Here is a 23107-nt window from a genome sequence, read left to right on the forward strand (position 1 = left end):
TGGTCACCCTTGCGGTCCATGGAAAGACGCCCCGGCGGCGCCGCTCGAATGCGCCAAATCCCGCAAAAAACCCTTCCCTAACGACCATTAGTTAGCTAAGCTGGATCTGGCAGGAAAGGGCACCTCCCTTGGAGCCCTAAGCGTGGTCTGAGCGGGAAGAGCAAGAACATGGTCACCGAATATCCGGGCGTGGGGGCCAGCCGGAGCGACGTCATCCTTGGCAGCGGCCTTTCAGGCATGGTGGCTGCATATATTCGTGCCAGGGCACTCGAGGATAATGCGGCCTCGAACGAAAACTGGAACGCCCAGTCTGTGTTCCGACGCAAGGCAGGCCGTGCCAGGAGGCCCTTCGCATTCCGCACTCGCAGGACCGAAGAAGGCGGAGAAAATGGCCGCGGCTGAAGTGCTGTCCCCCTGGACTCATGAGTCACTACGCGCAACTGATCGAGTTCGTGAGCTGTTCCTGATGCAACCTCACGCTGATCTGACGGGGATCCGGCCGATCGTGGCCCGCTCCTGGTACCGAAGCCGGGCCGCTGGAGTCGATGCCGTTGCCGATCGGGGATTCTTCGACGAGGGCCGGGTGGATGAATACACGATCCATGCCGCCGGCCCGCACCTGCAGAAGCTCGATGAGGTTGCGGCGGACTTGGGTGGATATGTAAGCCTGACGGCGCCTAACGGCGTGCTCGTGAAGGCGGACTTCCTGCGCGATGACGGCTTTCCCGCCGGCTACTCGCTGCTGGAGGAGAGCTGCGGCAGCAACGGGGAAGGGCTTGCCCTGGAAGAAGGACGGGGAGTCTGGCTGGCCCCTGAGGAACACTTCCGGGAGGACATGCGCGGCAACTGGTGCTTTGCGTCGCTGGTAAGGGACCCCTTCCACAACCGGGTGCGGGCCGTTATTGGCCTGACGCTTCCCGCCAACCGGGTGTCCACCCTTGAGCCTTCTTCAACGCTGCTGATGCTCGAAGGCGTAGCCTCACGAATCGAGCGCGACATCGAGGTACGGACTTCTTCCAGGGAGCGTGCGCTGCTTAGCGAATACCTGAGGATTTCCCGTCGAAGGGGCAACCGTGCCGTTATCGCACTGGACGGAAAAAACTCGCTCCTGAACGCTTCGGCGACCGCTTCATTGGAAGACAGCGACTTCTCGATCATCTCGGGCTATGCCAAAGCCGTGATGTCCTCCGGCCGGGACATGACCTGCGAGGTAATGCTGCAGGGACCAGGGCCGGCCACCTTGGAAGTCTCCCCGGTGACGCTCTCAGCCGCGAATGTCGGGGCTATTGTCGTGGTCCGGCCCCACGCTCCATCCAAAGAACGTACCGTCGAAACCAAGAGCGTCCCGCAGCAGCTGGAAGGCGCCGGCCAAGGGACCGTGGATCGCTTGATGTCCCAGCTCGACGGGACGAGCACCGAGTTCAAGCGCACCCTGAATCTCGCTCGCAAGGCCGTTGACCAGGAACGGTCCGTGGTGATGATAGGTGAACTGGGCAGCGGAAAACGCCGCCTGGCCAGCGCCATCGCCTCGCTCCGGGGCGGTCAAATGGTGGTCGACGCGCGCAGCGGCGCGCTCAGGAATCCGCAGTTCAGGGATCTGGTTCACCGCGTGACAACGGAGCTGCCACAGACGCTGATCGTTGAGCATGCCGATGAACTCTCGCAGAACGAAGCCAGCGAGATAGCGCAGAGCCTGCGGGGCAACACAGCCACCAAGCTGATCTTCACCATTGCGCGGCCCACGGATGCCACATTGCTGCTCTCTGAGGCCTTTGACGTCCTTGAGATCTCCGTCGCCCCGCTGCGGAACAGGCGGGAAGATATCCCGCAACTCGCAAACGCCGTCGCCGAGGAACTGGGAGAACGAAGGTTGTCCCGGAGGCTCATCACCACACTGACCCACGCCGACTGGCCGAGGAACATTGACCAGCTGCGGGCTGTGGTGTCGAACGCGGTTGAGCGTGCGGAAGGTGCCGAAGTCACCGTGGACGACCTGCCGCAAGGCTTCCACCGTGTCTTGACCAAGGGTCGGCTCTCGAGGCTGGAAGACGCCGAGCTCAGCGAACTCCGCAGCGCCCTCACGGAAGCGAACGGCAACCGAAGCCTGGCGGCAGAGACGCTCCAGATCGGCCGCTCGACGCTCTACCGCCGGATGGATTACTTCCGCAGCCGGGGCTTCGACCTCTAGCCGAACACCCGGCATAGAAGGGCCGGCCATCGTGGATGGCCGGCCCTTCGGGCTGCCCCGGGAGCCTGGGACCCCCAGGCACAGCTGTCCCACCTGTGTGTCTCGATCTGGCACGGATATGCCTGTTGTTATCGCGCTGTACTTGAAATCACCCGAAACCGGCACCTTCCGAAGGGGTGCTGGCAGCGAACGAGGGTACGACACGAACAGGACGAGAAACTATGACCCGCGATGCCCAGGGAACCATTCTTGTGGCCCCTCACCATTTCCCGAACCTGGACCGCGAGCATGCGCTTGCGGAAGAGTTCGGCTACAAACTCAATCCCGCGGCAGACGCAGTCGGCTTCCGCGCAGGGCTTCCTGAAGCCGACATTGTGATGATCACGCCTTACGCCAAACTTACCGCCGCGGATTTCCCGGTGATGCGCAAGTGCCGGGCCGTGATCCGCTACGGCATCGGCTACGACAACATCGATGTTGCCGCAGCCACGGAAGCCGGCATTCCTGTATCCATCGTCCCGGGAACTGCTTCGGAAGAGGTCGCCTCGCACGCATTTGCCATGGGCCTCGCGCTGGCCCGGCGCCTGCCCGCCGGTGACGCCTCGATCCGCGACCTCGGATGGGCCGGAACCATCGGCTACGACACTCCGGTGCTCTCCGAACTCGAGGTCGGGGTTCTTGGAATGGGGCGAATTGGCCAGCACGTGGCGCGGATGTACCAAGCCGTTGGAGCGCGGGTACGGGCCTATGACCCCTTCGTCACGGACAGCTTCGTGGAAATGACCGGACTCGAGGACGTATTGGAGAACTCCGACGTCGTCTCCCTGCATCTTCCCCTGAACGACGACACCGCAAACCTTGTCTCCGGAGACGTTCTGGCAAAGATGCGCAAGGGCGCCGTGGTCGTTAACGTCTCGCGCGGAGGCCTCATCGATGAAGCCGCCCTCGCAGCAGCGCTGACCTCCGGGCACATTGCCGGTGCGGGGATCGATACTTTCGCCCACGAGCCCCTCGGTCCGGAGCACCCGCTCCGTTCCGCTCCCAACGCCATCCTCACGCCGCATATCGCCTGGCGTTCGAACCGCTCGACGGGCGCCCTGCAGGACGGCGCGGTGGAGCGGGTGCGGCTCGCACTCACCGGACAGCCGCTGATCGATCTTGTGAACTGAAAAGACTGGAGAAGGACGAATTGGGAACGAACACACACTTGGAACACGCCGCAGAGCGCGATCTTGCGGAGGATCCGCACCTGCGCAGGGGACCCCGGGGTTTCCCCCTGCTGCCGGGTGGCTACGGACGGTCAACCTACTACACCGGTGCACCGAGCCCCTATGCGATCCGGGGCGAAGGCTACCGGGTGTGGGATGACCGCGGCCGCGAACTGATCGATGCAAACAACAACTTCACATCACTGATCCACGGCAACGCCCACCCCGAGATCACGGAAGCAGCCACGAAAGCCCTCTCAAGCGGAGCCAGTTGGGGCATCCCCAACCTCTACGAATGGGACCTTGCAGACCTGCTGCTTTCACGCCTGCCGGACCTCGACCAAGTGCGCTTTACGAACTCCGGCACTGAAGCGGTGATGTCGGCGATCCGGATCGCGCGGGCCAGCACCGGCCGGGAGCGGGTCGTTGTCACCAAGGGCGGCTACCACGGCACCTCCGAGGTCGCGCTGGTGCCTGGCGGTCCGAGCTACACCCGGGGCGTCACCCAGGGCGTCATCGACGACGTCACTGCAGTGCCGCTCAATGACATCCAGTTCCTGCGCCAGGCTGTTGAAGCCGCACCGGACGCGTACGCGGCCATCATTCTCGACCTCCTGCCCAACCGGGCCGGCCTGCTGAGCATCTCCGAGGATTTCGTACGGGAGGCGCGCGATCTCGCGACGCGCTTCGGCATTGTGCTGATCATCGACGAGGTCATCAGCTTGCGACTCGGTTACAACGGCCTGAGCGGAGAATACGGCGTCGCGCCCGATCTACTCACCACCGGCAAACTGATTGGCGGCGGCTTCGCAGTTGGGGCAGTGGTCGGCCGGGCAGAGCTCATGGCGGAGGTCGACCCGACCCGCCCTGGCAGCCTTCCCCACGGTGGCACGTTCTCGGGAAACCCCGTCAGCATGGCCGCCGGCGCGGCCGCACTGCGCCTCTACCCGCACGAGGAAGTGCAGCGCCTGAACCGCCTGGGGGACACCACCCGCGAGGCTGTCCAGTCCAAAATCGCCGAGGCGGGTTGGGAAATCCGTGGCCGTGGCTCGCTGCTCCGGGCAGTTCCCGGAGGAGCGGAAAAGGTCAGTGAGGACATCCAGCACCGCCTGTGGTGGGCAAGCTACGAGCGCGGCCTGCTTGGTTCGCCGGCCAACCTGCTCTCCCTCTCCACGCCCATGAACGAACACGTCGCCGCTGACATCGCTGAGCGCCTCGCCGACGCCGTGCTTGCGGTGGCCGGAAGCGCCGAAGCAAAAGACGGGAGCCAGGAACTGTGAAGCTCATCTCCTACGAACACGAATCCGGTATCCGGGGCGGGGTCCTGATTGAAGACTCGGTCTACGACCTCGAGCTCCTTCTGCAGGGGTCGAAGGAAGCAGTCCACGGCGCAACGGCCTCCGTCCGAGAATTCCTCGAACTCTACGGTGAACGGATCGCGGCGATCTCTGCCGAGGTGACCGCGCTCGTTGCGCAGGACCCGGTGGCCCGGGTCGGCGCGCTGTCCGACGTTCGGATCACGACCCCGGTCACGGACCCGGCGAAGGTGCTCTGCATCGGACTCAACTACAAGGACCACGTGGCGGAAACCGGACGGGCATTCCCCGAATACCCGGACGTCTTTGCCAAGTTCGCCTCCACCATGATCGGTCCCGAGGACGAGATCGGCGGGGCCCGCGTCAGCGAAAACCTCGACTTCGAAGGGGAGGTCGCAGTGGTCATCGGGCGCCGCGCAAGCGACGTTTCGGAAGCCGAAGCACTCCAGTACGTCGCCGCCCTCGCACCGTTGAACGACGTGACCGCCCGCGATCTCCAGTACCGCGGAACCCAGTGGCTGGCCGGCAAAGCCGTTGATGGCTCAACGCCCTGGGGACCGGCCCTGGTCACCCTCGATGAAATCGGAGACCCGCAAACACTTGAGCTGGTCACACGGGTGAACGGCGTTGAAATGCAGCGCTCCAACACGCGTCACCAGATCTTCCCCATCGCGCGCATCGTTTCCTACTTGTCGAGCTTCCTCACGCTCGAGCCGGGTGACGTCATCGCGACCGGGACACCGCAAGGCATCGGTGCGAAGCGGAACCCGCCCGTCTGGCTGGAGCCGGGCGACACGGTGGAAATCGAGATCGAAAAAGTGGGGCTGCTTCGCAACCGCGTCGGCAAACCCCAGCTCTAAACCCCTGCAAACTCTACGAAAGTAACAAAGAACCATGAGTGAAGTTCAAACACAGCCAAGCGAGGCGAGGTACCGCATCGCCGTCGACACGGGCGGCACGTTCACGGACGTGGTGCTCGACTCAACCACGGGCGACATGGCAGTCGGCAAGGCACTGACCACCTATGACCGTGTCTTTACCGGCTTCGAAGCTTCGGTCCGCCGGGCCGCCGAGTCCGTTGGATGGAGCGGCGACGAGGTCCTGCGCAACGCGGACGTGATCGTGTACGGCACCACCCACGCCACCAACGCAGTCCTCACCGGCAAGGTCGCCAAGACCGCACTGCTGACCACCGAAGGCTTTGCCGATACCCTGCTGCTCCGCGAAGGTGGACGCCGCGACGCGTTCGACTCCAAGGCCGCCTACCCGCCGCCCTACATTCCGCGCCAGCTGACCTTCGAGATCCGGGAACGTGTTTCCGCTGAAGGCGATGTCCTGGTGCCGTTGGACGAAGAGCAGGTCCGCGAAATCCTGGGCTCCTTCAAGGAGCAGGGCATCGAGGCCGTGGCCGTCTCCTTCCTCTGGTCGATCATCAACGACGTCCACGAGCGGCGCATCGCGGAACTCATCAAGGAAATCCTGCCTGGTGTTCCATACACGCTCTCCAACGAGGCGAACCCCACCATCCGCGAGTACCGCCGTTCCTCGGCTGCCTCAATCGACGCCTCCTTGAAGCCGCTAATGGCCGACCACTTGGGCAAGCTGCGTTCGGACCTTCAGGAATTCGGTTTCGCGGGGGACCTGCTGGTGGTTACCTCCGAAGGCGCCGTGCTCGACGTCGCGGACGTCCTGGACCGTCCGGTGCTGCTGCTGAACTCCGGCCCCTCCATGGCGCCGCTCGTGGGTGCGGCGGCCGCCCCGGACCGCGACACCGTAGTGGTATGCGACATGGGTGGCACCACGTTCGATGTTTCCCTCGTGGAAGAGGGCGTTGTCCGCCACACCAGGGAAGCCTGGCTCGGCGAGCCGTTCGTCGGCCACCTGACCGGCCTGTCTTCCGTGGCCGTCTCCAGCATCGGTGCCGGTGGCGGCAGCATTGCATGGATCGACGGCGGCGGCCTGCTTCGCGTGGGTCCGCAAAGTGCACGCAGCACCCCCGGCCCAGCTGCCTACGGCCGCGGTGGTGAAGAACCCACGGTCACCGACGCCTGCGTGGCGCTCGGTTACCTCGACACCGAAGGCTTCGAAGGCGGGTTCACCCTCGACCGCGAGGCGGCCGTCAGGGCCATCGACACCCGAATCGCCGGCCCCCTCAAGATGGACACCTTGCAGGCTGCGCAGGCCATCCTGGACGTTTCCGCCAACCATATGGCCACGGCCATCCGCCAGGCCGCACTCGAACAGGGCGTGGACCCCCGCGGCGCCCTGATCGTGGCCGGCGGTGGCGCCGGTGCCATGGTTGCCGCCGCGATCGGTGTCCTTCTTGAAGCCGACACCGTGCTCATTCCGGCAACCGCCGGTGTTTTGGCCGCCTATGGCGCCCACCGCGCACCGATCGCAACGGAGTTCCTCTCGCCGTTGCACAACGACACCCGCAGTTTCGACGCCGGTTCGGCCGCCCGCGCGGTGAAGGAGCTCACGTCCAAGGCGAACGTCTTCGCCGAGCGTTTCAACGGCGTGGGCGAGGCGCCGAACGTCAGCTACTTCGTCGATGCCCGCTACCCGGGCCAGGCGTGGGATCTGCGCGTCTACCTTGACGCGGCCCCCGACGCCGCCGGCGACGCCGCAGCAACTATTGAGCGCGCCTTCCACGAAGAGCACGACCGCCGCAACGGTACGCACGATCCGGACAGCCGTGTCGAAATCATCACCTGGGGCGTCCGGGTGGAAATCCCCCGGCCGGAGCACTCCAAGGAGGATGCGGAAGTCAGCCGGACCGGAGAAGTTCACCGCACCGACTCCATTGTTTTCGGCGGCGAAAGCTTCAGCACCCAGCGGTACCGCGGCGTGACGCTTGCACCCCGGGACAAGATCGTCGGTCCCGCGGTTATCGACCAGCCCACCACCACCATCGTCGTGCCGCCGGAGTGGAACGCCACCCTCGACGAACGATCCAACATCTACCTCACCCGTAAGGAGGCGTAACCGTGGCGCGCGAATTCGACCCCGTAAAGCTCTCGGTACTAGCCAACGCATTCGACGGCATCGTCCGGGAGATGACCAGCGGCCTGCTGCGCTCGGCCCGTTCGTCTGTCATCAACACGGCCCGCGACTTCTCCTGTGCCGTGCTGACGGCCGACAACCAGCTGCTCGCCGCTGCCGAAGGCGTGCCGGTGCACGTGTTCGGGGCCGGCCCGCTCGGCGAAGACATGGTGGAACTGCACAACGACATCCGGGAAGGCGATGCGTTCCTGCACAACGACCCCTACCTGGGTAACTCGCACGCGGCCGACCATGTGATCCTGGTGCCCATCTTCATCCAGGGACGGCACCTGTTCACCGCAGTTACCAAGGCCCACCAGGCAGACTGCGGCAACTCGCTTCCCACCACGTTCTTCGCCACTGCCCGGGACGTTTACGAGGAAGGTGCCCTGATCTTCCCGTGCGTCCGCATCCAGCGTGACTACACGGACATCGACGACATCATCCGCATGTGCCGCTCCCGCATCCGTGTGCCGGACCAGTGGTACGGCGACTACCTCGCATCGGTGGGTGCTTCCCGCATCGCCGAACGCCGAATCCACGAGCTCGCCGAAAAGTTCGGCGTCGACGACCTGGTGGACTTCGTGGACGCCTGGTTCGACTACTCCGAACGCTTGACGGCCAGCGCCATTGAGACCCTGCCCGAGTACGTCCTCCACGGCACCTCGGCCCACGACCCGTTCCCGGGCACTGGCCCGGACGGCGTGCACCTGCAGGCAACCCTCGAGGTGAAGCCCAAGCAAGGAAAGATTGTCATCGACCTTCGCGACAACCCGGACAACCTCCCCAACGGCCTGAACCTGACGAAGGCTACCGCAACGGGTGCCGCACTGGCGGGCATCCTCTCGGGGATCCCGGAGAACCTGCCGAGCAACGCGGGTACGTTCCGCCGGGTTGAAGTGCTGTTGCGGGACGGCTGCGCCGTTGGCGTCCCGAAGCACCCGTACTCGTGCTCGTCTGGCACCACCAACCTCGCTGACCGCGTGGTGAACATCGTCCAGGCCGCGTTCTCCCAGATCGACGACGGTTACGGCACCGCTGAGGGGGCTGCCGGTCAGGCACCTGCCAAGTCCGTCATCTCGGGCATCGATGACCGCAACGGCAACCCCTACGTGAACCAGATCCTGGTGGGCGGCGTCGGCGGTCCGGCGACTCCCTACGTCGATGGCTGGCCAACCTACCAGCGCCCCGTCTGCGGAGCCCTCCTGTACCACGACAGCGTCGAGGTGGACGAGCAGCGCTACCCGATCCTGATCCACGAACGCTCCCTGGTGGCAGATTCCGGCGGAGCAGGCCGGCAGCGCGGCGGACTCGCTACCCGCGTCACCATGGAACCTCGTGGGGAAAGCGTGACCCTCACCTACGGCATCGAGGGCAAGCTGAACCCGCCCAAGGGCGTTCGGGGCGGCCACGACGGCGCCGTGCCCTCAACCTGGGTGGAGGACCTGGCAACCGGTGAACGCCGCGAGATTCCCGTAGTAGGCCGCTATGACCTGCAGTCCGGCGAAAAGGTCGTTTCCATCACGCCCGGCGGTGGCGGATACGGCAACCCGCTGGAACGTGACGTCCTGGCAGTCCTCGACGACTACCGCGAATCCCGGGTGTCCCTGGAAGCGGCGGCCGCAGACTACGGCGTCGTCATCGCTGACGGCAAAGTGGACGAAGAAGCCACGGCCAAGGCCCGCCAAGAGCGCCTCGCCAGCTAAGACACCAGCTCTCGCAACTAGTTCCGGGGCGGGGTATATTCCTCGCCCCGGAAGGTTTCAATAACTAAGTACGGAGATTCACCATGGAACCCATTCGAGTCGGCATCATCGGCGTCGGAAACGTTCTCAATCAATACCTGGACAAGATCGGCGTCCATCCTGACGTCGAGGTCGTGGCGCTCGCGGACGTGAATTCGGAAGCCGTCAAAGCCCGGGCAGCAGAATATTCGGTTCCCAAGGCGCTCTCACCCGAGGAACTGCTGGCCGACGACGAGGTGGAACTGGTCCTCAACCTTACGCCGCCGAAGCTCCACGCGCCCGTGACCCTCCAGGCCATTGCCGCGGGCAAACACGTTCTCTCGGAAAAGCCGTTTGCCACCTCCCTCGAGGAAGCCCGGCAGATCCTCGACGCCGCACGCGAGGCAGGTGTCAAAGTAGGCTCAGCGCCAACCACCTTCCTGGGCTCGGGCATGCAGACCAGCCGCAAGCTCATCGACGACGGCTGGATTGGACGGCCCGTGGCTGCCTTCGCGTCGTTTGCCTGCCGCGGCTACGAGCACTGGCACCCGAATGTCGATCCCTTCTACAGCCCTGGCGCCGGGCCGATGCTCGACATCGGGCCCTACCTCATCACCAACCTCGTGAACTTTTTCGGCCCGGTCAAGCGCGTATCCGCAACTGCGCCGCGTTCATCGGAAACCCGCCCCCGTCCCGGCAAGGATGGCGAGGTCATCCAGATCCAAACCCCGACGCACGTCACCGGCACCATCGACTTCGAGTCCGGCGCTGCCGCCACCGTGATCGTCAGCTGGGACATCTGGAACCACAACCTGCCGCACCTGGAGATTTACGGCACGGGCGGCTCCCTGGCCGCGCCCAACCCGGACCACTTCTCCGGAGCGCCGGTCCTGCGCCGTGGCGAACCCGGCGACCTCGCGCTGGACATGACTCCCCCGGGCGGGGGCGACTGGCGGGAGACGCCGATTACGCACCGGGACGACGCCTACCGTGGCATCGGGCTGGCTGAGTTCGGTTATGCCATCCGCAAGGGACTCGAACCCCGCACCGGCGGCGACTTCGCTTATCACGTCCTGGAAGTTCTGCTCGCCTTCGAAGCATCCTCGGAGCAGGGCCGCCACATCGAAATCGAAAGCACCTGCGAGCGGCCGCGGCCGCTGCCTTCGGTCGGCCCGCAGGAGCCTTACCGGTTCGATTGACAGCCGAAAAACAGCAGCCGACGGCGGTACGTACGTGCCGCCGTCGGCTGCTGTTGTGCTGTCCTACGCCGGAAACTGCGTCCCAAACTGGGACACAACTTTTCCTCCCCGCGGTGAAAACCTGATGTTCGGGCGAATCGGTTTGCAAGTGCCGACGCACCTACGAATTTAGGAGAACGCATGACTAGCACAGCCGCTGCTGATATCGGCACCGACGTCGGCACCAAGAACGTCCGCCGCCGCACTGTCGCGCAAGCGATCGTTGAGTACCTTCAGGTCCAGTACAGCGAACTCGACGGTGAGCGGAGGCGCCTGGTGGCCGGCATGTACGGCATTTTCGGCCACGGTAACTCCGTTGGCCTCGCGCAGGGAATTGACGAGTACGGTGTGGACTTCCCCCACTATCAGGGCAAGAACGAGCAGTCGATGGTCCACGCCGCGATCGGCTTCGCGAAGGCTTCCAACCGCGCCGCCACCCTTGCCTGCACAGCCTCTGCCGGCCCGGGATCCACCAACATGATTTCGGGTGCTGCCACGGCCACCACCAACCGCCTTCCTGTGCTCCTGTTCCCCGCGGACATCATCAACAACCGTTTCGGTGATCCGGTGCTGCAGCAGATTGAGCACCCCGTTGAACGGGATGTCTCCGCGAACGACTGCTTCCGTCCGGTCAGCCGCTACTTCGACCGGATCACCCACCCGGCACAGTTGCTGTCGACGCTGCCGGAGGCAATGCGCGTCCTCACCGATCCCGTGGAAACCGGTGCCGTAGTGGTGTGCCTGCCGCAGGACATCCAGGGTGCGGAATTCGACTTCCCGGAGTCCTTCTTCACCCCGCGCGTCTGGCACATCCGCCGCCGCCCGGCCGTGGAGGATGAGATCCGCGATGCTGCCGAGATCATCCGCAATGCGCAGCGTCCCCTGCTCATCGCAGGCGGCGGCGTTCGCTACTCGAAGGCACAGGAGGAACTGGCCCGCTTCAGCACAGAGTTCGGCATCCCCGTCTCCGAGACTTTTGCCGGCAAGGGAAGCGGCCCGATCAGCGAACTCAACGTTGGCGCCCTGGGCGTCACCGGAACGGTTGGTGCCAATGAGATCGCCGACGGCGCCGATTGTGTCATCACCGTGGGTTCCCGCCTCCAGGACTTCATCACGGCTTCCCACTCGCTGTTCCAGAACCCGGACGTGAAGTTCGTCCACCTCAACGTGAGCTCGTTCGATGCACACAAGATGGGTTCGTTCCCGGTGGTGGGCGATGCCAGGCTGTCCCTGTCTGCGCTGCGGGAATGGCTCGCCGCGGCGGGCTACGGTACCTCGGAAGCCTTCCGCAGCGACGTTGCGGATGCCCAGAAGGCCACTCGCGAAGTTCGCAAGCACGACCTCCAGGCTTTCCCCGGCGAGAAGATGAGCCAGGCTCAGGTCATCGAGGTGCTCAACAAGCAGGCGACCAGCGAAGATGCCCTGATCCTGGGTTCCGGCGGCGTCGTCGAAGGTATCCACAAGGCCTGGGACCCGTCCAACGGCACTGAAATCCACTTTGAATACGCCAACTCCTGCATGGGGCACGAAATCCCTGCAGGTCTCGGATACAGGCTAGCCCGCCCGGATGCCCCCGGCGAAGTATTCGTGCTGATCGGCGATGGCACGTACCTCATGCAGCCGACCGAACTCGTCACCGCGGTGCAGGAACGCAAGAAGATCATCACCGTCGTGATCGACAACCGCGGACACCAGTGCATCTGGCCGCTCCAGGTCTCCAAGGGTGGACCTGGACGTGAGTTCGGCACCCAGTACCGCGAACGCGGCAACACGTCCGGCCGGCTGGACGGGGCGGTCCTTGAATTCGATATCGCCGCCAATGCGGCCAGCATGGGTTGCGCCGCGTGGTCCACGACGACGATCGAGGAGTTCTCTGCCGCCCTCACCGAGGCGCGGAAGGTCGAAGGACCGGCCGTCATCGTCGCGAAGGTGGAGCCCTGGCGCTACCTCTCCGGCAACGGCTCCTTCTGGGACGTCGGAGTTCCGATGACCTCCCAGCGGCCCGGGAGCCAGGAGGGGACCGCCAAGCACCTTGAGGGCCGTGCCCGCCAGCGTTACTACGCAGCGACCACCGCTCCCGAAGCAGGTTGAGCAGGCAGGGCGGGACCGTCGGAGGACGGTCCCGCCCGCCTTGCTATCAGCTCACCGGACCCCAGGACAACCGAACCAAAGACAAAAGGAGCACCGCATAATGGGAGCATTTGCCGTTATTGACCCGGCCACGGGCGCGACTCACGCTGAGTACCCCGCGGCCACCGATGCAGAGGTCGAGGCAGGTCTCAGCGCTGCGCAGAAGACCTACCAGGAATGGGCACGCACCACCACCGTGGCTGAGCGGGCTGCGCTGGCCCAACGCCTGGCTGACCTCTTTGTTGAGCGCAAGGACAAGCTCGCAGCCATCATCAACCGGGAGATGGGCAAACCCCTCCACCAAGCCGTTGGGGAGGCCGAGTTTTCCGGTTCCATCGCGGCAGCGTTTGCAGAGCACGCCGAGGAATGGCTTGCCGACGAGGAACTCGAGGTCGCTGACGGCCTGAGGAGCTTCTTCCGGTACCAGGGCGTTGGGGTGATCCTCGGCATCATGCCCTGGAACTACCCCTACTACCAGGTGGCCCGCTTCGCGATCCCCAACATCATCCTGGGCAACACCGTCATTGTCCGCCACGCCAGCCAGTGCCCGGAGTCGGCGCTTGCGCTGGAGGAACTCTTCCGCGATGCAGGTTTCCCCGAGGGCGCCTACGTCAACCTTTTCGCCACCCACCAGCAAATCTCCGACATCATTGCCGATGACCGGGTGCAGGGCGTTTCGCTGACAGGCTCGGAGCAGGTTGGCGCCATCGTGGCTGAGCAGGCCGGACGCGCGCTGAAGAAATGTGTGCTGGAACTCGGCGGTGCTGACGTGTTCCTGGTGCTCGACACTGACGACATTGACCTCGCGGTGAAGAAGGCCGTGATGGGCCGCATGGGCAACACCGGGCAGTCCTGCAACGGCTCAAAGAGGATCGTCGTGCTGGACGAGTACTTCGACGAGTTCTCGGCGAAGTTCAAGGCAGCGATTGCCGGCCAGTCCTACGAGAACGGTGACTTCGGGCCGCTCTCTTCGGATTCGGCCACCAGGTTCCTGACCGCGCAGGTGCGGGGCGCCCTTGAGCAGGGTGCTGAAATCCTGGTGGGCAACAACGAGCCCCAGGGCAACGTCTTCACTCCGACGGTGATCACCAATATCACCCCCTCGATGGATGTCTACAGCGAGGAACTCTTCGGGCCGGTGGCGCAGCTTTACAAGGTAGGCAGCGACGAGGAAGCGATCAAGCTCGCGAACTCTTCGCCGTACGGCCTTGGTTCCGTGATTATCTGCGACGATCTTGAGCGCGCCGAGCGCGTCGGCAACCAGCTCGACGTCGGCATGGTCTTCGTCGGCGCCTATGACCTCAGCGGCGCCGACGTTCCGTTTGGCGGCGTGAAGAAGTCCGGTTACGGGCGGGAACTGGGCAAGGTCGGCATGCTGGAGTTCGCGAACAAGAAGTTGTTTCGTTTCGCGAAGTAGACCGCTTCGCTGAAAGGAGGCCGGATCTCGCGATCCGGCCTCCTTTTTCACTTCTTGACGTAGCCGCTCAGCCGTTCGGGTCTGTAAGCGGCATGGTGCCCGCTTCCATTGCCGCAAGCTGCAGCGCGAGCAGCTTCGAGTAGAACCTGCCGTCGCCGATCGCGAGCGAAACCATGAACCACAACTGGTCGACTCCGCTGCGGCGCCAGAGCCGCCCGTATTCGCGGTCCTCACCAACCATCGCGAATTCCCCCACCCGATCGGCGATGTTGTCGCCGAGCACCTCGCGCACCACCGTCGGGGCGCCGCGGTAGCCAGTTGCAAAGACGACGAGATCAGCCTCGATGGACTGGCCGCCGTCGAGCACGACCCCGGTGGCGGTGAGGCCCTCGACGCTACCGTGACGGAGCTTAATGGTGCCGTCGATGATCAATTCGGACGCCCCGGCGTTGTAGTAATAGCCAGTCGCGTTCTGGCCAAAGATCAGTCCGAGGACTCCCTGCCCGCTCGGTCCGTCACTTAGCTCGAAACCTGCTTCGACAAGGCCATCCAGGAGCTCCCGGTCCATTGCCTTGACCAGTTCCACATGCTTCGGACCGTGTGCAGGGAGTGCCCCGAATGGCGTGGCGGCATTGACCAGATCCGCCTCCTCAGTGCTGTACGTGCCACCGACGTGGTTGGCGTGCATAACCGCATGGAACGTCGAGGTATTCATGACGAATGTTCCCGAACGCTGAATCATGGTGACATCGACGCCGTGCTCCGCCAGATCTTGGGCGATGTCGTGTCCGCTCACGCCGGACCCGACAACCACGGCCCGCTTTCCGCGCCACTCGGCGTGGCCACGGTAGTCAACCGCGTGAATCACCATTCCCCGGAATTCGTCCTGCCCGGGAAGGCACGGAAGATTCGGCGCCGCATTCATCCCTGTCGCGAACACGAGATGCCTCGGACTCACCCGGCGGGCAGATCCATCGGCCCGCCTGACATCCACATTCCAACGTCCCGCAGCCGCATCGAACTCCGTGGCCTCCACGTTGGTTCCAGCCCAGACCGGGAGATCCAAGAGCGTTGCGTAGCTCTCCAGGAAATCGCCTAGCTTGTCTTTCGGTGTGAAACGCGGCCAGGTGGATGGAAACGGTAGGTAGGGCAAATGATCGGATGCGAGTGGAGTGTGCAGCGCAAGCGAGCTGTAGCGCTTGCGCCAGTTGTCGCCCACCCGCTCGTTCTGCTCCACGACCAGCGCGGGGACACCAAGCGCCCTCAGTCGAGCTGCCAGCATGAGCCCATTGTGGCCGGCGCCCAAAATGAGGACTGCCGGATCATGTGACTCGAAGTCCCGGTCGAGCCCTTCGCTCCAACTCAGGCGGTCCTGAACCGGGCCGTGGGTCTTCCCGGCGGGACGGGCATCGAGGTGCCGCTCCGGATGGGTGTCGATCGAGTCGAGCGCGAGAACGAAATTGGCCGCACGCCAAGCACCGTCTTCCTCCCGAACGAGCTTCACATGGCCGAGGCCTCCTCCATGTCCTGTCCGAAACTGGAGAAACGACGTTAGGGACACCTGGCCCCCTTCCTCAGCGAAAGTGGCGGAGTTGCCGGCACGGACCTCAAGCGAAATCGGCGGTGTCGAGCCGGGTGCGGTCAGGAGCCCTGCGATTTCCTCGCGTCCAACGGCGTTGCGGAATTCCCAGGCCAAGGCCAGGAGGTCGCGAGCGACTCCGTCCCGTTGGAAAAAGTCCGCCACATTGGTTGCGTTTCGCGACGCCATCGCGGATCGGAGCGCGACGGCCCATTCATGCACGATTTCCTCGGGCGCTTTGATCGAAGCGAACGCGTTCGCGGCAGCTGGTACGGCTACATCAGTCATCTGAAGTGGTTCCTTTGTGTCAGTCATTGAAATGGTTCCTTCGGGGTGGGGGAGCATTGACTGCGTCGCCGCTGCTCTATTGGGCGGTATAGCCGCCGTCGATAAGGAGGTCTGCGCCGGTGACGTAGCTGGCTTCGTCGCTTGCCAAATACAGGACGCCGTAGCTCACTTCGATGGGCTGGGCGGCACGCTTCATGGGCGTCGCATGGCTGAACTCGCGGTTGGAATCTTCGCCTTCCTCAAGCGCCATGGGGGTCATCACAAGTCCGGGAGAGACTGAATTGACCCTGACTCCGCGGTGTGCGTATTCCATCGCGGCGGCGCGCGTCATCATTTTCACTGCGCCCTTCGATGCCTGGTAGGAGAACCCGCCAGGGTTTCCGACGGTTCCGTTGATCGAGCACGTGTTGACGATCGCGCCCCCTCCGCTTCGCTCAATTGCGGGGGCGCCGTACTTGAGGCCGAGGAAAACACCCTGTTGATTGATCGCGGTCGTCTTTGACCAGCCATCCAGGCCCTCTTCCGCGACGGACTTCATCGTCCCGACGATGCCGGCGTTGTTGATCAGGATGTTGACGCGTCCCCAGCGCTGTTCGGCGGCCGAGATCACGGTCTCCCAATCACCCTCTGAAGCGACATTCAAGTGCATGTAGTGCACGTCAAAGCCGGAGTGCCGCAGATCCCGGGCTACGGCTTCGCCGCTTTCATCGAGCATGTCGGTGACCAGCACCGACGCGCCTTCTTGAGCGAAAAGCCGCGCGTGCGACTCGCCTTGCCCCCTCGCGCCGCCGGTGATGATCGTTACCTTGCCCTGCACACGGCCCATGATTTTCTCCTTAGTGATCTTGGGTTGCTGCTGAATGCGTCTCACGCTTTGGAAGAGGCTACTGAGCGCATTCCGCCGGATTTGTGCCAGAAAGGTACATTTTTGGCCCCTTGTTGCAGACCACCATGGGCGGACAACGCGCGGCACCGGGTTGCGTGTAGTCGAAAGGGAACGGTCTGGATATGAGGCTCGAAGGAAAGACGGCAATCGTCACTGGGGCGGCATCGGGGCAAGGGCTGGCAACCGTGCGGGCGCTTGTGAGACACGGCGCCAACGTCATGGCCGCGGATATCGACGATGCCGGCCTCGAAGACCTGGCGAGGGAAAACGATCGCATTGCGATCCAGCGCTGCGATGTCAGCAAGCCGGCAGATGTCGAGCGGCTCGTAGACGCAGCGGAGCAGCAGTTCGGGGCGGTCCACGCGATGCTCAATTGCGCCGGTTTCCTTCGCGCCGCCTCTGTGCTGGAGACGACCGAGGACATGCTGGATCGGATCGTCGACATCAATTTGAAGGGCGTCTTCTACGGCTGCAAGTACGTCATCCCGGCCTTGCAGAGGGCAGGCGGCGGATCGATCGTCAACTGGGGGTCTGTGAACTCCATGGTTGCTGAACCGGACATTGCGGCGTACTCGGCGTCGAAAGGCGCGGTCTTGATGATCACGAAGTCCGTCGCCGTGGAATACGCCAAGGACAACATCAGGGCGAACTGTCTCTGCCCGGGAGGTGTGCGCACTCCGATGGTCGAGGCTTTCTTTGACGACAATTTCCTCAATGACGAGCAGGCGCAGCGCGCCTACCAGCCGCTTGGCCTGATCGTCCCGGAGGAAGTGGCCGACGTCGCGGTTTTCCTCGTCTCCGATGACTCGCGCAAGATGACCGGGTCCGCTGTGGTGGTGGACGCCGGCTATACGGCGATCTGAGGCAGATGTCCCACCCTGGGACAGTCGCGGGCACGGGCGGTGCGTAGCCTCGACAGAACCTACCGCCGGACGTGGCGGAAATTGATCTACAAAGGAGTTTCTTGGCGATGGCCATTGACGCGCAGCAAGCTTTCGCGGCCCGGGTGACAGAGCAAAGGCGGACACCCCACACAACCGTTCCCCATGTCATCGCTGGCAGGACGTACTTCGACGGGCAGGCTATCCAGCGGGAGGATCCCAGCAACCCGAATCTGATCGTCAGCGCATGCCACGATGCGCCGGCGGATCTGGTCGAGCAGGCCGTGGCGGCGAGCCGGGAGGCCCAGCGCGAATGGTCGCGCGTTCCCCTCACTGAGCGCATCGAACGAGTGCGCCGTGCAATTCCGTTCATCGAAGAGCACCTCGACGAATGGGCTGTCCGCGTTGCACTCGAGATCGGCAAGCCTTACGCCGGCGCCTTGGCAGAGAGCGCCGAGGTGCTTGAAATTGTCCGTCATTACACCGACTACGCTTCGGCTCCGGGCGCGTTCGACGATGAACGAACAGAGGATCCGGCTGGACTGGCCAACGATTCCGTTCTTCGGCCGTATGGTGTCTTCGGCGTCATTACGCCCTTCAACTACCCGATCGTCCAAGCGGCGGGCCCGACCATCGCTGCGCTGATCGCGGGCAACGGCGTGGTTGTGAAGACTGCCCATGATGGACCTTGGTCCGGCCACGCGGTCTATGAACTCTGCGAGGCAATGGGACTCCCGGCGGGACTGGTCAACGTGATCCACGGCGCCGACGAGCCCGGCCGTGCCCTTGTCGCATCCAAGATCGACGGCGTGGCCTTCACCGGTTCCGTGGCCGTCGGCAAGTCCATCGTCCGCGATTTTGCTACGGGACCATACCCCCGGCCAGTGATAGCCGAGATGGGCGGAAAAAACCCGGTCATCGTGACGGACACAGCTGATCTTGAGCAGGCTGCTGACGGGATCGTGTTCTCCGCCTTCGACCTCGGTGGGCAGAAATGCAGCGCGCTCTCCCGCGTGCTGGTCACACCAGGAGCGCACGACCGGTTGGTTGAACTCGTGGAGGAGCGGGTGAAGGCTTTGAAGTCCGGTGACCCTACAGACGCCGGGGTCTTCGCCGGGCCTGTCGTCTCGGCCGATGCAGTGGCGCGTTACGCGTCGCTGATTTCCGCGGCGAAGACGGCAGGCTTCCAGATTGAAACCGGAAGGGCCCAAGAGGGCGGCTACTTCGTGCCGGCTGCGGTCATTTCCGGTGTGCCCGCAGAACACCAGCTGGCAACGTCGGAACATTTCCTGCCGTTCCTGACGATCAGTGAAGTGCCGACGTTTGAAGCTGCACTCAGGGCGGCGAACGACACTGACATGGGCCTGACGGCTGGAATCTACACAGGGGACGTCGAAGAGGCGCGGGAGTTCCTTGAGCGTGTCGAGGCCGGCTGTGTGGATGTAAACGTCCCGGGCCATGCGACCACAGGTTGGTGGCCCGGTCCCCAGACCTTCGGTGGATGGAAAGCCAGCGGCACAACAGGCAAGCAAACGCTGGGGAAGTGGTACTTCCAGCTGTTCGGACGGCAACAGGCACGGAAGCTTCCGGCCGAACTGGAACACCTGCTGCGGTTCTAGCAGGCCCTCGAGATCCAGAAAGTAGGCTGTGTGATGTCTTCTACCGATGCCCTGCCTTTCACCCATGGTCAAGTGCCTCGGGTGGGGGAGAGACCGAACTCAGAGATCCAGTCACTCAGGGAACGGTTCCTGGCCGCCCCGGAGATGACCGACCTGAGCAGCCTGCGCCCAGTGATCTCCAGGTCATGGCAGCGAAGTCTCGCCTGCAACGTCACCACTGCCGCCAGCTTTCTCCAGACCTCGGAAGCACGGGCCGACGAGCAACTGCTGATCGCCGCCGAACCTGTCCTCACGGAGCTTGAACGGCTCTGCAGCGAAGCGGGCGGAACCGTCGTCCTTACGGACGCAGAAGGCACGCTTACCGTGTTCCGGGGGAACACGGTGGAGCGGCGCAAGGCGGAAAGGGCATTTCCGCTCCTTGGGGCGCGGATGGGGGAGGACCTCATCGGCACCAACTCCGACGGAACTGTGCTCGAAGAAGGGGAAGCTGTACAAGTCTGGGGCGCCGAGCACTTCAACGAGGCGCTCCAGAGCAGCTACTGCACGTCGGTGCCCATCCGGGATCCGATCCGGAGGTCGGTGCGCGGTGTCCTGGGGCTAATGCTTCCGGAGCGGCTTGCGCGGGACACGGATCCTCGATCGGTGTTGTTAACCGTGAACGGCGCGGCAGCCGATATCACCAGGAGACTGGCGGAACGGCTCGCTGCGCGGGAGCAGGCACTCATGGCGGAGTATCTGCGGGAGGTGCGAAAACGCGGCGCAGACGCGGTGGTCGCAATGGATGACCGCACCACGATCGCAAGCCGAAGCGCCTTGAGCATGCTCGACCAGAGTGACTTTGCGGTTCTCGCTGCCTTTGCCCGTGAAGTCGGCCAGGGAAGCGGATCAAGTCAGCACCGCCTCAGCGTTAGCGCAGGCCGTGAGGTACGCCTGCATGTTCGTTCGATGGACCGCAGTGCCGGAGCAGCCGTCATGCGTGTTCAAGTTCAGTCCGAGCCCAAGGGATATGGACGGGCCTCGGGAGACCGTGATGCCGCGGCCCAGTTTGAAGGCATCGTCGGAACGAGCCGGTCACTCAGGCGTGCGCTAGACGCGGCAGGCGCCGCCGTGAGTCGTCGAATGCCGGCGTACATCGTTGGCGAAAGAGGTAGCGGAAAGCGAACGCTGGCCGAGGCCATGGCCGCACGGCTATCTGATGCGACGAGACTCTTTGACTTCTCTCAGCGGTCCGGCCATGAGCCCACCGTCGAGGACATCGACTCAGCCCTTGAGCAGGGAGCGGCAGTCGTTCTGCATCGTATCGATCGCTCCAGCCCGGACCTCAAAGACGATCTCGCGGCACTCCTGCACGTCTTGGAGCAGCCCCAGCTCATATTGACGGCCCGGGGCATCAGCGATGATCTTCTGCCGGTCCTTTCAGCGCTTCGCGGCATCGAAGCGGTAATGCCTCCTCTGCGCGACAGACGCGAAGACGTTATTGCATTGGCATCGCACATTCTCAAGAACACCCTGGGACGGGACGTTCGGCTATCACCGAAGCTGCGTGACGCGCTTATCGGCGCGGACTGGCCCGGTAACGTCCGGCAGCTCCGCGAACTCGTTGAAACTGCCGCATCAAAATCCCTCAGCGGTGAGCTGCACCTTGTTGATCTCACTGCTGCCCAGCTCCGCGGACTCGGCACCGTCCAGCTCACGCGCCTCGAAGAAGCAGAACTTCAACAAATCCGGGCCGCCCTGGCGGAGGCGGGGTGGAACCGCGTTCGAGCTGCAACGCTTCTCGGCATCGGGCGGTCCACGCTGTATCGAAAGATCGAAGCCTACGAAGCAAAAGGGTTCAACCTGGAACTTGGATGAGCTCTCAGGGCGAGATGTGCATCAGGTTGGCACAGTTCCGGTGAGTGGCCGATACGAAAATCAAGAAACTGACGGGAAAGTCGGGTCGAGGCAAGCAATTCCGGCTCCCGCGCAGTGCGGCCACCCGGCCCGGATCCACCCGACACAGTGACCGTCAATGAAGACGTTACTTTTCCGAGGAGAACTACATTGAAGCAAGAACTCCACATCCAGCGCCCCGTCGCGGAAGACTTCGAAGACAATGAACCCCGTCCGTCCAGCTACCAACTGAGAGGCCGGATGGGGACCACGGGTCTGCTCTTCACGGTGCTGGCTTTCACCGCTCCATTGGGCGTCGTCTTCGGCTTTGTCTCCGTGAACATTTCGTTTGGAATCGGCGTGCCGATCGCCTTCGTGGCTGTTGCCATTCTGATGGCTCTCTTCGCGATGGGGTTCACGGGAATGACGAAAGCAATCCCGCGCCCGGGCGCGTTCTACACCTATATCAGGGAAGGTCTGGGCCGTCCGGTCGGCCTCGGCGGTTCATTCCTCGCCCTGGTCACCTACGGGTTCAACGTCACCTCCTGCATCGTCGTATCGGGCATTGCCGTGAACAACCTGCTGGGGGCCTTCCTTCCGGAGGTCACCACTCCGTGGTGGCTTTGGAGCACGGTGATGTTCGCCATTGCCTGGGTGCTCAGCTACTTCAATGTGGAGTTGTCCGCCAAAGTTCTCTCCGTCATCCTCGCCGTCGAAGTCCTGTCCGTGGCGATCTTTGACGCCGTGATCATTGCTAACGGAGGTCCTGAAGGTCCCTCATTCGAACCCTGGAACCCTGCGAACCTCTTCACTCCAACCATCGGTGTCCTACTGCTGTTCAGCATTGGGGTCTTCAACGGTTTCGAAGCGACTGCCATCTATCGCGACGAAGTCAAGAAGCCGAGCATCACCATCCCTCGAGCGACCTTCCTCGCGGTTGCCTTCCTTGGGATCTTCTACGCGATCTCTGCCTTTGCCCTGATCCTGTCGGCGGGAACATCGAATGCCGTGGCTGTGGCACAGGCCGATCCGACAGCCATGATGCCGGATGCGCTCCTGCGGTATTTCGGCGCTTTCGCGAACCAGGTCATCGCCATCCTGTTGGTAACCAGCTTTTTCGCCTCGGGGCTCTCACTCCAGAACATCCTGTCCCGGTACACACATTCACTGGCAGTGGACGGGATCTTCCCGCGCGCGATTGCAAAGGTCCATTCGAAGCATGGTTCGCCCCACCGTGCGGCGGTGACTGTGGGCGCGGTTCTTCTTCTGGTGCTGGTCGTGCTCGTCCTCTCCGGCGGCGAGGAAAACGCGCTGTACGCAGCTGCTGCCGGCGTCGCGTTCTACGGAATGCTGCTTCTGCTATGCCTGACGGCGGTGGCCGTCATCGTCTACTTCCGTCGGAACAAGACCGGCATGTCCTTCTGGCGGACCCTCGTCGCCCCCATCATCGCTCTCGTCGGGATCGGTTTCGCACTGCTAACGGCATCATTGAACATGGGCCTGCTCGTGGTCGGTGACCCGCTCCTGCTCACGGTGCTGATTCTCATCCCGTACGCATCGATCGTGGCCGGGATCGTGACGGCGCTGGTGCTTCGGCGCCGGAATGCCGACACCTATGGGCGCATCGGCCGCGCCGTCGACTGAGATGGCCGTCGACTGAGTTGCAAGAAGGAGGCCGGATCTCGCGATCCGGCCTCCTTCTTTATGTGTTGGCGGTGA

Annotated in this window: 15 protein-coding genes; 13 read left to right on the plus strand and 2 right to left on the minus strand. The window is 63.6% G+C overall.

The window, feature by feature from the left end:
- The first annotated feature begins 388 nt into the window (after positions 1-388).
- From BLP88_RS04480 to BLP88_RS04520, 9 genes are all read left to right on the plus strand, one after another.
- A complete protein-coding gene (locus tag BLP88_RS04480) occupies positions 389-2188 on the plus strand; it encodes a sigma-54-dependent Fis family transcriptional regulator (protein ID WP_074587281.1) in 1800 nt (599 codons plus the stop codon).
- Between the two features lie 221 nt (positions 2189-2409).
- On the plus strand, positions 2410-3357 hold the full coding sequence (locus BLP88_RS04485; protein ID WP_074587283.1) for a C-terminal binding protein: 948 nt from the start codon (positions 2410-2412) through the stop codon (positions 3355-3357).
- A 20-nt stretch (positions 3358-3377) separates the two neighbouring features.
- Positions 3378-4676, plus strand: a complete 1299-nt coding sequence (locus BLP88_RS04490) for an aspartate aminotransferase family protein (protein WP_084110800.1) — start codon at positions 3378-3380, stop codon at positions 4674-4676.
- Complete coding sequence (locus BLP88_RS04495) at positions 4673-5572, plus strand: fumarylacetoacetate hydrolase family protein (RefSeq protein WP_074587287.1); 900 nt, start codon at positions 4673-4675, stop codon at positions 5570-5572. The genes BLP88_RS04490 and BLP88_RS04495 overlap by 4 nt, the downstream gene beginning before the upstream one ends.
- Before the next feature lie 34 nt (positions 5573-5606).
- Positions 5607-7697, plus strand: coding sequence for a hydantoinase/oxoprolinase family protein (locus BLP88_RS04500; RefSeq protein WP_074587289.1), 2091 nt, complete (start codon positions 5607-5609; stop codon positions 7695-7697).
- A 2-nt stretch (positions 7698-7699) separates the two neighbouring features.
- Positions 7700-9460, plus strand: coding sequence for a hydantoinase B/oxoprolinase family protein (locus BLP88_RS04505; protein ID WP_074587291.1), 1761 nt, complete (start codon positions 7700-7702; stop codon positions 9458-9460).
- A gap of 83 nt (positions 9461-9543) precedes the next feature.
- Positions 9544-10677 carry a Gfo/Idh/MocA family protein gene (locus BLP88_RS04510; RefSeq protein WP_074587293.1) on the plus strand — a complete coding sequence of 378 codons (1134 nt, stop codon included), beginning with the start codon at positions 9544-9546 and terminating at the stop codon, positions 10675-10677.
- A 180-nt stretch (positions 10678-10857) separates the two neighbouring features.
- The gene (iolD, locus tag BLP88_RS04515) at positions 10858-12807 is read left to right on the plus strand and encodes a 3D-(3,5/4)-trihydroxycyclohexane-1,2-dione acylhydrolase (decyclizing) (RefSeq protein WP_074587295.1); all 1950 of its coding nucleotides are present in this window, start codon (positions 10858-10860) and stop codon (positions 12805-12807) included.
- A gap of 100 nt (positions 12808-12907) precedes the next feature.
- On the plus strand, positions 12908-14263 hold the full coding sequence (locus BLP88_RS04520; protein ID WP_074587297.1) for an aldehyde dehydrogenase family protein: 1356 nt from the start codon (positions 12908-12910) through the stop codon (positions 14261-14263).
- Between the two features lie 67 nt (positions 14264-14330).
- Here the strand turns inward: BLP88_RS04520 and BLP88_RS04525 are convergent, their stop codons facing one another.
- Complete coding sequence (locus BLP88_RS04525) at positions 14331-16130, minus strand: flavin-containing monooxygenase (RefSeq protein WP_175453489.1); 1800 nt, start codon at positions 16128-16130, stop codon at positions 14331-14333.
- A gap of 76 nt (positions 16131-16206) precedes the next feature.
- Positions 16207-17001 carry an SDR family NAD(P)-dependent oxidoreductase gene (locus BLP88_RS04530; RefSeq protein ID WP_217635135.1) on the minus strand — a complete coding sequence of 265 codons (795 nt, stop codon included), beginning with the start codon at positions 16999-17001 and terminating at the stop codon, positions 16207-16209.
- Positions 17002-17138: 137 nt separating this feature from the next.
- On the opposite strand from BLP88_RS04530, the gene BLP88_RS04535 reads away from it, so the two are divergent.
- The 4 genes from BLP88_RS04535 to BLP88_RS04550 all read left to right on the plus strand — a co-directional run bounded on the left by BLP88_RS04535 (position 17139) and on the right by BLP88_RS04550 (position 23032).
- On the plus strand, positions 17139-17879 hold the full coding sequence (locus BLP88_RS04535) for an SDR family NAD(P)-dependent oxidoreductase (protein WP_074587306.1): 741 nt from the start codon (positions 17139-17141) through the stop codon (positions 17877-17879).
- Positions 17880-17986: 107 nt separating this feature from the next.
- Complete coding sequence (locus BLP88_RS04540; protein ID WP_074587308.1) at positions 17987-19516, plus strand: aldehyde dehydrogenase family protein; 1530 nt, start codon at positions 17987-17989, stop codon at positions 19514-19516.
- 33 nt (positions 19517-19549) lie between these two features.
- A complete protein-coding gene (locus BLP88_RS04545; RefSeq protein WP_074587310.1) occupies positions 19550-21370 on the plus strand; it encodes a sigma-54-dependent Fis family transcriptional regulator in 1821 nt (606 codons plus the stop codon).
- A 147-nt stretch (positions 21371-21517) separates the two neighbouring features.
- Positions 21518-23032 (plus strand): APC family permease, encoded by a 1515-nt coding sequence (locus tag BLP88_RS04550; RefSeq protein ID WP_139163306.1) that lies wholly within the window; start codon positions 21518-21520, stop codon positions 23030-23032.
- Positions 23033-23107: the final 75 nt, after the last annotated feature.

Source organism: Arthrobacter cupressi, assembly GCF_900099975.1.
Classification (GTDB): domain Bacteria; phylum Actinomycetota; class Actinomycetes; order Actinomycetales; family Micrococcaceae; genus Arthrobacter; species Arthrobacter cupressi.

Coding starts and splice junctions, on each gene's coding strand:
- BLP88_RS04480 (WP_074587281.1), top strand. CDS start 389: ATGGCCGCGGCTGAAGTGCTGTCCCCCTGGACTCATGAGTCACTACGC.
- BLP88_RS04485 (WP_074587283.1), top strand. CDS start 2,410: ATGACCCGCGATGCCCAGGGAACCATTCTTGTGGCCCCTCACCATTTC.
- BLP88_RS04500 (WP_074587289.1), top strand. CDS start 5,607: ATGAGTGAAGTTCAAACACAGCCAAGCGAGGCGAGGTACCGCATCGCC.
- BLP88_RS04510 (WP_074587293.1), top strand. CDS start 9,544: ATGGAACCCATTCGAGTCGGCATCATCGGCGTCGGAAACGTTCTCAAT.
- iolD (WP_074587295.1), top strand. CDS start 10,858: ATGACTAGCACAGCCGCTGCTGATATCGGCACCGACGTCGGCACCAAG.
- BLP88_RS04520 (WP_074587297.1), top strand. CDS start 12,908: ATGGGAGCATTTGCCGTTATTGACCCGGCCACGGGCGCGACTCACGCT.
- BLP88_RS04525 (WP_175453489.1), bottom strand. CDS start 16,130: ATGACTGATGTAGCCGTACCAGCTGCCGCGAACGCGTTCGCTTCGATC.
- BLP88_RS04535 (WP_074587306.1), top strand. CDS start 17,139: ATGAGGCTCGAAGGAAAGACGGCAATCGTCACTGGGGCGGCATCGGGG.
- BLP88_RS04540 (WP_074587308.1), top strand. CDS start 17,987: ATGGCCATTGACGCGCAGCAAGCTTTCGCGGCCCGGGTGACAGAGCAA.
- BLP88_RS04545 (WP_074587310.1), top strand. CDS start 19,550: ATGTCTTCTACCGATGCCCTGCCTTTCACCCATGGTCAAGTGCCTCGG.